Source organism: Nocardia sp. NBC_01388 (assembly GCF_045040085.1).
In the GTDB taxonomy this organism is placed as follows: Bacteria; Actinomycetota; Actinomycetes; order Mycobacteriales; family Mycobacteriaceae; genus Nocardia.
In genome coordinates this window covers 8,346,218-8,358,752 of sequence record NZ_CP109553.1, presented here as the reverse complement: position 1 = coordinate 8,358,752, position 12,535 = coordinate 8,346,218, and the positions used below count along the sequence as shown (strand labels likewise).

14 protein-coding genes are annotated in these 12,535 nt (G+C 66.5%); 8 read left to right on the top strand and 6 right to left on the bottom strand.

The annotated features are described in order from the left end of the window. Positions 1-321: 321 nt before the first annotated feature. Positions 322-894 carry an LppP/LprE family lipoprotein gene (locus OG716_RS39500; RefSeq protein ID WP_405135295.1) on the bottom strand — a complete coding sequence of 191 codons (573 nt, stop codon included), beginning with the start codon at positions 892-894 and terminating at the stop codon, positions 322-324. A gap of 145 nt (positions 895-1,039) precedes the next feature. Between OG716_RS39500 and OG716_RS39495 the strand changes: the two genes are divergently transcribed. After that, positions 1,040-1,780, top strand: coding sequence for an SDR family NAD(P)-dependent oxidoreductase (locus OG716_RS39495; RefSeq protein WP_405135294.1), 741 nt, complete (start codon positions 1,040-1,042; stop codon positions 1,778-1,780). A 698-nt stretch (positions 1,781-2,478) separates the two neighbouring features. Here OG716_RS39495 and OG716_RS39490 read toward each other — a convergent pair. Genes OG716_RS39490 through OG716_RS39480 form a run of 3 tightly spaced genes read right to left on the bottom strand, consistent with a single transcriptional unit; the run spans position 2,479 to position 5,083 of the window. Continuing rightward, positions 2,479-4,041, bottom strand: a complete 1,563-nt coding sequence (locus OG716_RS39490) for a multicopper oxidase family protein (RefSeq protein ID WP_405135293.1) — start codon at positions 4,039-4,041, stop codon at positions 2,479-2,481. Between the two features lie 5 nt (positions 4,042-4,046). Next, entirely contained in the window at positions 4,047-4,439 is a 393-nt protein-coding gene (locus OG716_RS39485; RefSeq protein ID WP_405135292.1) for a hypothetical protein, read from the bottom strand. Further along, positions 4,439-5,083 carry a class I SAM-dependent methyltransferase gene (locus OG716_RS39480; RefSeq protein ID WP_405135291.1) on the bottom strand — a complete coding sequence of 215 codons (645 nt, stop codon included), beginning with the start codon at positions 5,081-5,083 and terminating at the stop codon, positions 4,439-4,441. The genes OG716_RS39485 and OG716_RS39480 overlap by 1 nt, the downstream gene beginning before the upstream one ends. Before the next feature lie 127 nt (positions 5,084-5,210). Here OG716_RS39480 and OG716_RS39475 point away from each other — a divergent pair, with 127 nt between their 5' ends. The 7 genes from OG716_RS39475 to OG716_RS39445 all read left to right on the top strand — a co-directional run bounded on the left by OG716_RS39475 (position 5,211) and on the right by OG716_RS39445 (position 11,058). Beyond that, positions 5,211-5,678 carry a MarR family winged helix-turn-helix transcriptional regulator gene (locus OG716_RS39475; protein WP_405135290.1) on the top strand — a complete coding sequence of 156 codons (468 nt, stop codon included), beginning with the start codon at positions 5,211-5,213 and terminating at the stop codon, positions 5,676-5,678. A gap of 149 nt (positions 5,679-5,827) precedes the next feature. Then, positions 5,828-7,207 carry a sensor histidine kinase gene (locus OG716_RS39470; RefSeq protein WP_405135289.1) on the top strand — a complete coding sequence of 460 codons (1,380 nt, stop codon included), beginning with the start codon at positions 5,828-5,830 and terminating at the stop codon, positions 7,205-7,207. A 77-nt stretch (positions 7,208-7,284) separates the two neighbouring features. Next, on the top strand, positions 7,285-7,656 hold the full coding sequence (locus OG716_RS39465; RefSeq protein WP_327146683.1) for a roadblock/LC7 domain-containing protein: 372 nt from the start codon (positions 7,285-7,287) through the stop codon (positions 7,654-7,656). Continuing rightward, the gene (locus OG716_RS39460) at positions 7,653-7,997 is read left to right on the top strand and encodes a DUF742 domain-containing protein (RefSeq protein ID WP_327141545.1); all 345 of its coding nucleotides are present in this window, start codon (positions 7,653-7,655) and stop codon (positions 7,995-7,997) included. The genes OG716_RS39465 and OG716_RS39460 overlap by 4 nt, the downstream gene beginning before the upstream one ends. 52 nt (positions 7,998-8,049) lie before the next feature. After that, positions 8,050-8,604 carry a GTP-binding protein gene (locus tag OG716_RS39455; RefSeq protein WP_405135288.1) on the top strand — a complete coding sequence of 185 codons (555 nt, stop codon included), beginning with the start codon at positions 8,050-8,052 and terminating at the stop codon, positions 8,602-8,604. Further along, positions 8,601-9,827 (top strand): cytochrome P450, encoded by a 1,227-nt coding sequence (locus OG716_RS39450; RefSeq protein WP_405135287.1) that lies wholly within the window; start codon positions 8,601-8,603, stop codon positions 9,825-9,827. Before OG716_RS39455 ends, OG716_RS39450 begins: the two co-directional genes overlap by 4 nt. Positions 9,828-9,837: 10 nt before the next feature. After that, the gene (locus OG716_RS39445) at positions 9,838-11,058 is read left to right on the top strand and encodes a cytochrome P450 (RefSeq protein WP_405135286.1); all 1,221 of its coding nucleotides are present in this window, start codon (positions 9,838-9,840) and stop codon (positions 11,056-11,058) included. 92 nt (positions 11,059-11,150) lie between these two features. Here OG716_RS39445 and OG716_RS39440 read toward each other — a convergent pair whose 3' ends face one another. Further along, the gene (locus OG716_RS39440; RefSeq protein WP_405140236.1) at positions 11,151-11,324 is read right to left on the bottom strand and encodes a pentapeptide repeat-containing protein; all 174 of its coding nucleotides are present in this window, start codon (positions 11,322-11,324) and stop codon (positions 11,151-11,153) included. A gap of 109 nt (positions 11,325-11,433) precedes the next feature. Further along, positions 11,434-12,339: a D-alanyl-D-alanine carboxypeptidase family protein gene (locus OG716_RS39435; RefSeq protein ID WP_405135285.1), complete on the bottom strand. Its 906-nt coding sequence runs from the start codon at positions 12,337-12,339 to the stop codon at positions 11,434-11,436. Between the last annotated feature and the right edge of the window lie 196 nt (positions 12,340-12,535).

Below are 12,535 nucleotides of genomic sequence, written 5' to 3'. Positions count from 1 at the left end.
TCCAAACTCCAGCCGACCAGCGTGATCGATTGCGCCCGGCCAGGCATTCCGGGCTGAAAATGCTCCGCCGGCCGGATCCCCGCGTGGGCGAGTTCGGCGATGAACGCGGCGATCTCAGCTCGGATTTTGACCCGGCCTCTGTGCGGGCGGGGGTTTTGGGGCGAGGCGAGATCGGCTGACATATCGGCTCTTTCGGTGAGGCACTCCGAAACAGGGGTGTGGGATGGATTTGCCCCGCCACGATCGAGTCGAAACCGCCCGGGCGCAACCTCCATCGACGTCCACCGGCGCAGCTGTCGGAACAGCGCATTCGGGCAAGGGTCAGGGGTGGGGCGGGAACTGGCCGTTGGCGGTGATGGTGGTGCCGTTGAGGGTGAAGGTGACGACGCCGGGGCCACCCTGGGGGCAGCACATCGGATCGCTGCCGACCGTCCAGTGGTAGGTGAGCGAGATGCTGGTGCGGGTGTGGGCGGTCAGCATGGTGAACATGTACGGGTCGGAGGTGGTGGTGCCGAGGTAGGTGCCGCCGGTGAACAGCAGGACCTGCGTGTAGGGGTGATTGGTGTTGGTGTCGGCCATCATCCAGGACAGCAGGCCGTCGCAGCCGGAGCTGATCGGATCGTTGCTGGTCTGCCCGACGGACCAGGTGCCGATGGGTGCGGCGGGGAGCTTGGCCAGGGCGGATTGCGCGAGGGCGGAATTCGGGTCGAAGCACAGTCCGTTGGCGCTGCCGTTCGGGGCGCTGCGCTGCTGCGCGACGGGGGCCACGGCGCTGGCCGGCTGCGAGGTCGTGGAGGTTGGTGAGCAACCCGTCGCGATCATCGTGACGGCCGCCGCGAGGACACCGATCGCCGCCGGCCGGACTGTGCTGAAGATGCTTCGAGTGCGCGCCACGTGATAGAGATCGCGGCGGTTGCCGATTGTGTTAGCGCAGGTAGAAGGTTCGCGAATACCGGGGGTCGCGGATTCGGGGTGCGGTGTCGTTGAATCGTCTGCGCGTACGGCGGTTTCGCCGACCGGTGAATGAACGGAGACGGATATGACAGGGCGTTTCGATGGCCGGGTCGCAGTGGTGACCGGAGCCTCGTCCGGCCTGGGACAGGCAGTAGCGCAGTCCCTGCAGGCGGACGGGGCGAAGGTGTTCGGCGTCGGACGCGATAGGGAACGCCTGGGCGCCACTCTCGACGGCCCCGAAACCGCCTGGCTGGCAGCCGATCTCACCGATCCCGCCGCGAGCGCCGCGGTGATCGAAGCCTGCGTCGAGCGTTTCGGCGGAATCGACATCCTGATCAATGCCGCGGGTGCCCACACCATGCGTCACACCGCGCAGACCACCGACGCCGACTGGCACCACGACCTCGCCATCAACCTCAACGCCCCCTTCTTCCTCTCCCGTGCCGCCCTCCCCCACCTGCTCGAACGACAGGGCAACATAGTCAATGTCGCCTCCATCGCGGGCCTCGAAGGCCAGGCCTACTCGGCCGCCTACTGCGCCGCCAAACACGGCCTCATCGGCCTCACCCGCGCCATGGCCCTGGAATTCGACAGCCGCGGCATCCGCATCAACGTCGTCTGCCCCGGCGGCATGACCACCCCCCTCCTACAGAACTTCACCTTCCCCGAAGACCCCGACTACACCCTCATCATGAAAACCGCCGCCGCCCGCGGCCTCATGGACCCCACCCAGGTAGCCAACGTCATCACCTTCCTCTGCTCCCCCGAAGCCTCCGCCGTCCACGGCGCCGTCTACACCGTCGACAACGGCAAAATGGCCCTCTGAAGCCGCGAGTCTCAGATCGCGAAGCGGGCGATAGCTACGAAGGCCGCGAGTAGTGGCAGGACTATTCGGTCAGGAGTAGCCGGGGAGGTAGTGGTAGCCCGGGATTCGCTTCTGGCCGTTGCAATTCGGGCATACCAGACGCTTCGGCATTCCACTGGGGTAGCGCTCTGTGTCCGAGTGGACATAGCCCCATCCGGAACAGAGGTCACAGGGGACGATGCCCTCGACACGGCGGACCTGGCCGGTGGCGTTGCAGGTTTGGCAGTGGCCCAGGGGTTTGTAGATGTAGCCGTTTCCGAAGCAGGCGCCGCAACGGACCGGGCGGGTCACCCACTGGGCGGAGGTTTCGAAACCTTCTTGGGTGGCGTACTCGCTCCAGCCCCGTCCATCACACTCACCGCATGGTCCCGAGAGTGTGCGGTGACCCGCCCCGTTGCAGTCCGGGCACTTCATCGAGCTACTAGGCGCTGCCGAATGCACCGAGGATCGCGTTGGCGGCACCGTTGCCGAGACCCCAACCGAGACCATTGACCAAGCTGTTGGCAAACATCTGAATCAAGTTATCCATATCGCTCCATAGCCTTTCGATCCGAAATCTTCGCCGTCATCCTACGCCGAGAACAACGAGTAGATCGGTCTGTTCATGCCGGAGGAAAATTGAACGACCCTTGATCCAGCTGCGGCACAACGGATTCGATCTATTGCACGGTGGTGAAGGTCGCCATCATGGCCATATCCTCGTGCTCCAGATTGTGGCAGTGCAGAACGAACCGCCCCGCATAGTCGGTGAACCGAATAGCGACTTCGGCCACCTCGGTAGCCGCCAGATTGAGGGTGTCCTTCCAGCCCACATCGGTCGCATGCGGCAAATTGCCATTGCGGGAGAGCACCTGGAACTGATTGAGGTGCACATGGATCGGATGATTGAGATCGGTGCTGAACCGCCAGATCTCCACCTCCCCCAGCTTCGGCTCGGCGATGACCTCGTCGACGGCGTACGCACGGCCGTTGATCGTCCAGCCGACCATGCCGCCGACATCGCCGCGGCGAAAGTCGAACAGGCGGGTGCGCACCGCGGCCGCCCGGTCCAGCCGATCGATCGGAACGAGCGCGTCCGGGACCATCGAGGGATCATCGGCGCGCTCCCCCACCACAAAGCGCATGACCTGCGCGGTCTTTCCGGAGCCGAGATCATTGTGAACGGTCACCTGATCGCCCGGTGCGCAACCGGAGAAGTCCACGACCACATCGAAGCGCTCACCAGGCGCGATATCCAACGCCGAAAGATGTTGTGCGCGTTCCAGCAGACCACCGTCGGATCCGATCTGCACGAACCCGCCGGCCCGGCCACCGGGTGAATCGATACGCAGCCGATAGACTCGGGCATTGGACGCATTGAGCAACCGCAGCCGGTAGCGCGCACCCGCAATCCGATGCACCGGCCACGGCACGCCATTGACGAGAACGACATCGCCGAGCACACCCTGCACGTACTTCCCTGTCACACCGGGCTTTTCCATCATCGCCGGGTCCAGCGCCGGATACATGAGCGACCCGTCCGCACGGAACGCCCGATCGGTGATCATCAGCGGCAGATCACGCTCCCCGGAGGGCAGCCGCAACCGGTTCTCCGCCTCGTCCACGATGAGATGGAATCCGGCCAGCCCGTGCCATACCGATGCGCCGGTGAAATCCATCCGATGGTCGTGGTACCACAGCGTGGCCGCCGGCTGCCGCGCCGGATATTCGTAATCACGTTCGCCGGTCATGGTCCGCGCCAGCGAATCACGCTGCATACCAGCCATATCGGCCATTGAATCCGAGCCGGCCGGATACAGCAGATCAGTGGGATAGCCGTCGGAATCGTGCGGCACATGGCCGCCGTGCAGATGGACGACGGTCGGGACGGGCAGCTCATTGCGATGAGTGACAACCGTGCGCCTGCCGCGCGCCGAGACGAGCGTCGGACCGGGAAAAGTCCCGTTGTAGCTCAAAATCGGTGTGGCATAACCGGGCAGGATCTGCGCCATCGCCCGGCGCTGGGTAATGCGGTAGTAGTCCGTATCCGCGTCCCGGCGCTCCGGCGCCAGCACCGCGGGCACCACAAGCGACCGCGTGAACGGTTCGGGCAGTGCCACTTCCGAGGTGAGCTGCGCGCCGACGGTCGCGCTGTCACCGGCGAACCTGAAGCCCGCGGCCACACCCGCCGCGCCCACCACACCGAGCGCCCCGGCCAGCCGGAAGACGTCCCGGCGGCTCATCGCATTCATCTGTCCCCCAGCGCATCAGCGCCGACCAGCACCGGAGTACGCCACGCCTGCACGAGCAGTGCCAGCAACCCGGCGATAATGAGCACACCGAGCGGGACATGTATCGCCAGAATCGCCTTGTGCCCCAGCATGATCTCGATACCGCAGGCCAGGGTGAGTCCCAGACTCGTCCAGAAGGTCCACGAGAGCGCCCCGCGCCGCCAGGCCACCGCGAACGCAATGGTCTCCAGTAGTGAGATGCCCCCGAGAATGAGCCCGTTGAGCGAATGCGCGTCCAGCGCACGGTAACTGCCGGACATGAAGCGCCCCGCGAACATGGCCTGCGTCAGTCCGTCCACCCCGGCGAGCAGCGTCAGCCCGCGCAGCATCCAGTGCAGCGTCCGGTTCATCACGCGCTCTTCCGAGCGGTGAGCAGCCATGACGGGATCGAGGCGGGGCCGCGTCCGGGCAGCGATCCCAGCATCTCGCCGCGGCGCAGCACCTCGATAGCCCAGCCGGTGGCGAACGCTTCGCGCAGTTCGGCTTCGGTAATGCGGCGCGGTCCCGGTCCAGGCGGTGCCGCATCGCTGACCGCCAGGATATGCACTGCTCCAGCGGAATTCGTCACCCGGCGCAGGGCTGCGACATAGCGAACTCGATCCGGTCCGGTGAAGGTGTGGAACAGACCGGAGTCGAGAACGGTGTCGAAACTGTCCTCGTAGCTGGTGAATTCACGGGCATCGGCGGAGTCGAACTCGGCCCGGATGCCCAGTCGCGTCGCCTTCGCCCGGGCATTCGCAATGGCGGTAGCCGCGAAATCCAGTCCGGTGACGTCATATCCGCGGCCCGCGAGATACAGCGCGTTCTCGCCGGTACCGCAGCCGGCGTCCAGCACCCGGCCGCGGATCCGGCCGGTATCGGCCAGTTCGACCACCAGCGGCTGCGGCTGACCGATATCCCAGCCGGCGGCCGAGATGACGGCCCCGGTCGGTGGTTGCGAACGATAGACGGATTCGAAGTACTCCCCGGCTTCCGGCTGCTGTGGACCTGTCATGGCCATCCTCCCGACGCCCCGGCGCACACCGGGATCCAGATAGTTCATATTTAAGAACTATTCAGAAGTTTGAAGTTGTAGAGTGACCCTGTCAAGGACGGATTTTCGAGAGCACAGGGGAGGACGGGTGGCCGAGCCACAACCGGTCAGCGCCGAGGACCGCAGCCGATTGCAGGCGGTCGTGCCGATGATCTCCAGCTATCTGCGGCGCGCACACGGCGATATGCCCCCCGCGCTGCGCGATGCCTTCGAGGCCAATGGGCTCGGCCCCCGGCACGGCGCCGCGCTGGTCTACGCCCTGTCCGCCGGCCCGGTCGGCGTCGGCGATCTGGCGCGCCGGCTGGGCATCGGGCTGACCAATGCCAGCCAGCTCACCGGCGACCTGTCCCGCGCGGGCTGGCTGCGCCGCGACAGCGATCCGGCCGACCATCGCCGGACCCTGCTGTCGGTTCCGGAGGAGCACCGCGCGGATGTCGCGGAATTCGTCGGCCGCAGGTCCGAACCCCTGATGCGCGCCATGGCCCGCCTGACCACGGAGGAGCGCGCGGCCTTCCTCGCGGGCCTCACCGCCTGGGTGGACGAACTCAGCAGCTGAGCAGCAACCCGCGCGAGCCCTCAGTTTGCGGAGATCTCACGTGAAAGTATCGCTGGGATAACGGAATAGGTATGTTGTGGGCTACGGTCGGTCGTATTTGCGTAAGTGCGCCTGACCTTGGTGTAGCCGACAGGATTGACGAAACCCCTATGGCCGTGATGTTTCTCTGGATACTAGTTCCCCTACTTGTGCTCGCCGTCGCCGCGAATGCCTATACCGCGGTGCGTTTGCGCGCGGAGCGGACCCGCGCCAATGATCTGACCGCGCGGGTGCGGGGCTGGGAGCAATTGCTCGAACAGCTTGTCCGCAAGACGCTGCCGTCGGTCGCCGAGTCGATCCGCCGCCCCGGATTGCCGCTGACCGCTCTGGAAGTGCCACCGAGCCTGGAAGATTCGGCGCTGCCCCCGCTGGTGTGGCAGGGCGTGGAATACCATGCGGACGATCTCCGACTGCTCTGCGCGGAAGCCGCGGATCAGGGCAAACGGCAGATCGAGGCGGAGGCCCGGCTCGCAATCGCCAACGCGGAGCAGGCCGTTCGCGCCGAGATGCAGACCGTGCGCGACGCCGCGCAGGGCGCCTCGCGCGATGTGACCGGCGCCGCCGTGCGCTCGTTCGGCACCTCGGTGGTCAGCCTCGGCGCCGACGTCGGCAAGGTGGTCAGCGCCGCCCTGCGCGAGCATCGGGACGACGCGGTGTACGAAACCCTCATCCGCATCGACCACAGTGTGCAGCAGATGATCCGGCAGGCGCAGTCCTATGTGATCGTCAGCGGCGGCCTGCCCGGACGCCGGTGGCCGCAGCAGTCGGTGACCGATGTGGTCGGCGGCGCCACCGGGCGCGTGCGCGACTACCTGCGGGTGCGTTCCACCCAGGCCGATCGGGTGGTGGCCAGCCGCGTGGTGGAGCCGCTGGTGCACACCGTGGCGACGCTGCTGGACAATGCGCTGCGCTATTCGCCGCCGACCTCGTTCGTCGATATCAGTTTCCAGGAAGGTCACCACGGCGTGACAATCCTCATCGACGATGCCGGTGTGCGCATGAGCCCGGAGCAGTTGGAGGATGCCCGCCAGGTCCTCGCGGGCGAGCGCTCGATCGATATTCTCGAGCTCGGCCCGGCGCCGAAGATCGGCTTCCCCAGTATCGCGGCGCTGGTGCGCCGCTACGGATTCAGCGTCTACATCGACGGCCCGAATATGTACGGCGGTGTGCGGGCGATGGTGTACATCCCCGAATCCCTGCTCATGGCACCGCAAGAAGTCAAGGAGGAGCCCGCGGCGACGACGACAGCAGTGTTCCCCGTGGAAGAACCCGCAGCCGACAATGCCGAGATCGCCGCGGCGCTCACCGCGAGCGGACTGGCGAAACGGCGGCGGCGCACCGTGGTTCAGCCGGGGGTGCAGCAATCCTCCACCCCCGCACCGACTCTCCAACTCGCTCGACCCGATATCGCAGTGGCGTGGCGCAGCGGTTCGGTCAGCGGCCGCGTCGCCGCCGCCGAAGCCGACCAGACCGAAGGGATGAACTCGTGAACTCACCGACAGCGACCGGCCCGCACAATGCGGCGCCGTCCGCGAGCCCGGCCGACAGCTCCAACCGGCTCGGCTGGATGCTTTCGGACCTAGATATCCCGGGGGTGCGGTTCGCCGTACTGCTGTCCGAGGACGGCCTGCGAATCGCGCATTCGGGCAATATCACCCGGGACAATGCCGAGCGCTTCGCCGCGGCCGCGTCCGGGCTGCGCTCGCTGGGTAAGGCGCTCGGTGAATTCTGCGGCGGCCCGCACGACAATGTGCGCCAGAACGTCACCGAGTACGACGACGGCATGATCTTCATTACCGCCGCCGGCGACGGTGCGGTCATCGGTGTGTCGGCGACCGTCGAGGTCGATGTGGCGCTGGTCGCGCACCGGCTCAACGAGCTCGCCGCGCGGGTCGGGCACGAGCTCGGCGCTGTGCCGCGCGGCGGCGCTCTGACATGACCGGGCCGCGACGTGATCCCGATCTGGTCCGGGCGTACGTACGCACCGGCGGACGTTCGCGTCCGACACGCCTTTTGGACCTCGTCACCGTGATCGTCGCCGCCGATGTCCCGCTACAGGGCGGGACTCCCGACGGACGCCGCATCCTCGCGCTGTGCCGCAGTGCGCTGTCACTCGCCGAGGTCGCGGCGCATCTCGATCTGCCGCCCTCGGTGGTGAAGATCGTCGTCGCCGACCTGCTCGACAGCGGTCACCTGATAACCCGGACGCCTGCGCACACCATGCCGGACGTCAGCTTGCTGGAAGAGGTACTGAATGGGCTTCGCGCCCTTGCGGTCTGAGTCGGATCGACCGCAATTACAGCCCCCGGGTGTCGAATATCTGCCGCCCACCGTGACCAAATCGGTAAAACTCTTGGTGGCGGGGAGTTTCGGCGTCGGCAAGACCACCTTCGTCGGCAGCGTCTCGGAGATCAAGCCGCTGCGCACCGAGGAGACGATCACCGAGGCCAGTGTCGGCGTCGACGATCTGGCGGGCCTGCGGGAGAAGACGACCACCACGGTCGCCATGGACTTCGGCCGCATCACCCTCAACCCCCAACTGGCCCTGTACCTTTTCGGCACTCCAGGCCAGCGGCGCTTCATTCCGCTGTGGGAGGAGCTGGCCATCGGAGCGCTCGGCGCGCTGGTGCTCGTCGATACCCGCCGGATCGAACAATCCGACGAGGTGCTGTCGGTGCTCGAACAGCGCGCGGTGCCGTATGCGGTGGCGGTCAACGAATTCGAGGGCGCGAAGCGGTATCCGCTCGCCGAGATCCGCGACGCCCTCGACCTCGCCGAGGGCACGCCCCTGACCGCCCTGGACGCACGCGATCGGCGTACGTGCGTGCAGTCGCTCATCACACTCGTCGAGTTCTTGTTTCAATCTCGTCAGGAGTCACAGCTTTGACCACTTCGACCGGACCGTCGACCCTTGTCGAGGGGACGCGCTTCCCGCTGTACTCCGCCGAATTCGCGGCCGACCCGCACGGCTGCTATCGCGAATTGCGCCGCCGCTACGGCTCGCTGGCACCGGTGGAGCTGGCGCCCGGAGTGGCAGCCACGCTCGTGATCGGCTATCACGATGCGGTGCGGATCCTGAACGATCCGGATCATTTCCCGGCCGATCCGCGCATCTGGCAGGAGACGATTCCCGCGGACTGCCCGGTGCGGCCCATGATGGAGTGGTACCCGAATGTGCTGCGCAATGCGGGTGCGGCGCACTGGCGGTACCGGCAGGCGAATGTCAGCGCCATCGACGGGGTGGACCTGCACGGTCTGCACGCCATCGTGGGGCGCGAAGCCATTCCGCTGATCAATTCGTTCTGCGAGAGCGGCGAGGTCGAGCTGATCAGTCAGTACGCGTTCCCGCTCGTCTTCGCCGGTCTCAATGAAATGCTCGGCTGCCCACCGGCCATCGGGCAGCGGGTGGCCCAGGGTATGGCCGCCCTGTTCGATTCGGTCGACGAGAAGGCCGAACAGGGCATGGTGATGCTCAGCGGTGCACTGCTGGAGCTGATCGAGCTCAAGAAACGCGAACCCGGCGACGATATGGTGACCCGGCTGCTGCAGCACGACGCCGGACTCGACGACACCGAGATGCTCGCCAACATCATCAGTCTGTACGGCGCCGGGCTGGAGCCGCAGCAGAATCTCATCATCAATACGCTGCGGCTGATCCTCACCGACGATCGGTTCGCCGGCGACGTGCTGGGCGGAAGCCTTTCCACGCGTGACGCTTTGGACGAGGTGCTGTTCAACGACCCGCCGGTGGCGAACTTCTCCACCTCCTTCCCGCGGCAGCCGATGCTGATCGGCGACACCTGGCTGCCGGCGCACCAGCCGGTACTCATCAGCCTCGCCGCCTGCAATAACGACCCCGCGATCGGCGGCGGTGAACGCATCGGCAACCGCTCCCACCTGGCCTGGAGCCTCGGACCGCATGCCTGCCCGGCCAAGTCGGTGGCCTCGCTGGTGGCGCAGGAGGCGATCGACCAACTGCTCGACGCTTTGCCCGAGCTGCGTCTCGCCGTTCCGGTTGATGAATTATCTTGGCGTCCAGGGCCTTTCCACCGCGCGCTGGCAGCGCTGCCGGTGGTCTTCCCCGCGTGCCCGCCGTTGAATGTGAAGTAGGAGAACAGCAGTGACGATCGAACCCCTGGCGCTGGACCTCACCGGCGTCGACATTCAAGGCGAGAATGCCCGTATCCGCGCGCGCGGACCGGTGACCCTGATCGAGCTCATGGGCGTGCCGGCGTGGTCGGTGACCGATGCCGACGTACTCAAGCGGCTGCTGGCCGATCCGCGGGTGTCCAAGGATCCGGCGCAGCACTGGGCGGCCTTCGGCAATGGCGAGGTCACCCCCGAGTGGCCGCTGTTCCCGTGGGTGGCGGCGACCAATATGTTCACCGCCTACGGCGCGGACCACCGGCGCCTGCGCAAGCTGGTGTCGCCGGCCTTCACCAATCGCCGGACCCTGGCGCTGCGCCCGCGCATCGAGGAGTTGGTGACCGACCTGCTGGACCGGCTGGCCGCGACCCCCGCGGGCGAAACCGTGGACCTGCGTGAGGGTTTCGCCTATCCGGTGCCGATCCAGGTGCTCACCGAGCTGATGGGCGTGCCGGACGATCGCGAGCCCGCGCTGCGCACCTGTGTGGCCCGGTTCTTCGATACCGAGATCTCGCCGGAGGCCGCCGGGGCCAACTACCTCGAAATGTTCGGGCTCATCGAGGAACTCGTGGCCTTCCGCCGCGACAACCCCGGCGAGGATATGACCAGCGTGCTGATCAATACCCGCGATGAGGACGGCGAACGGCTGACCGAGAAGGAGATGGTCGATACGCTCATGCTGGTCATCAACGCCGGTCACGAGACCACGGTCAATCTGCTCGATCAGGCGATCTTCGCGCTGCTCACCCATCCCGAGCAGCTCGCCGCCGTGCGCGCGGGCGAGGTCAGCTGGGACGACGTGATCGAGGAGACCCTGCGGTACGAATCGCCCGTCGCTCATCTGCCGCTGCGCTATGCCGTGGAGGACATCGAGATCGACGGTATTCGAATCCCCAAGGGCGAGGCCATCCTCGCCTCGTATGCCGCTGCCGGGCGTGATCCGAAGATCCACGGCGACACCGCCGACTCCTTCGATATCACCCGGGTGGACAAGGATCACGTGGCCTTCGGACACGGTGTGCACCACTGCATCGGCGCTCCCCTGGCCCGGCTCGAGGCGAGCATTGCTCTCCCTGCGCTGTTCGCCCGCTTCCCGGAGCTGCGACTGGCCGGTGATCCCGCAGACGTAGCTCCTGTCATCGGCTTCATCTCCAACGGGCATCGCGAACTCCCCGTACGCCTCACCGCGGAGTAATCCAGCCCAGCGACCGGCTCGGGCCCGGCAGCTGCCGGGCCCGAGCCGGTTCGGCGACTCGATGCCCTATCCCAGTAGGACTTTCAGGGCCTTTATCCCGGTAGGACTTTCAGGCCGAGGGTGAAGGCGAGGGTGATCGCCTGATCCGGATCGATCACCGCGCGCGCCACCTCCGCGTTGTACGGATCCAGCGCCGAGATATCGCTGCCGCGCAGGTCCGCATCGGAGAAGTCCGACTTCGTCAGCCACGCGCCGGAGAGATCGATCTACGATTCCCGAGTTCGCTCATACGAGAACCGTAGCGACAGCCACCGACCAACATTCGAGATGGAAAGGGACCCGCTGTTCCCGTCCAGTGCGGGCGCTGGACGAGTGCTAGCCGATCGGCAGCGCGCTCAGGACCGGGTCGTAGGCCCAGTTCAGCATGCGCTCGGCGTCTTCCTTCGCGGCTACGCCGCTGCCCGGTGAGCTGTGCAGGACCACGCCGATCAGCGGTATTCCGGCCCGCACCGTCTCGAACAGCAGGCAGGCTCCCGCGGCGTCGGTGGAGCCGGTCTTGATGCCGATGGTGCCCGGGTATTCGCGCAGCAGCAGGTTCGTGGTCCGCCAGACGTGATCGCGATTGCCCGGGCCGGCGGGCAGATGATAGTCCCGCGTTCCCGCGACCTCACGGAACATCGGCAGGTTCATCGCGCGCAGACCGAGGGCCAGCAGGTCCGCGGGCGTGGAGTAGGTGGAGTAGTCGTCCGGGTTCGGCAGTCCGCTGGGATCGGCGAAATTGGTTGCCATCATGCCCATTTCCCGCGCCGTGCCGTTCATCTTGGCAATGAACCCGTCCTGGCCCGGCCCATACCCCTCGGCCAGCGTATAGGCGGCATCGCAGCCCGACGGCAGCACCATCGCGAAGAGCAACTGTCGCGTGGTGAGCACCTCACCGGGCGCCAGCCCCGCAGTGCTCCCGTCATACCTGGCGCAGTAGGCAGCACTCTCCGGCGGCACCGTGATCGTCCGTTCGAGGTCGCCCGCATTGATCACCACCAACGCCGTCATCACCTTCGCGATACTGGCGATCGGCACCGGCGTAGTCGCCTGTCGCGACCACAGCACCGTCCCGACGACCCCGTCGGCCAAAGCCGCCCCCGGCGCCTGCACCCCATCCGGCTCGGCAGTCGGCCAGGGCAATTGAGCGCTCGCTACCGGCGCAGCCGTGACGCCATGACTGACCGCCATTACCAGCGCCCCCGCAACGCTGACCTGCAACAATCGGGCAAATGTCCGCATGGCGACATTGTGCCTTCAACCCCCGCCAACCAGCCGGATTTCCCCGCCCGAATCACCGCGCCGCATCAGAAGCCGGCGGTGCCGCCCCACCGTGGCCTCGTCGAGCGAGGGAGAGTGCGCTCACTGGAGACATGCCACGTTCGAACCTCGAACCGGCCGACAGCACCTGACAAGTCGATCCGAACACCCGTGGAGA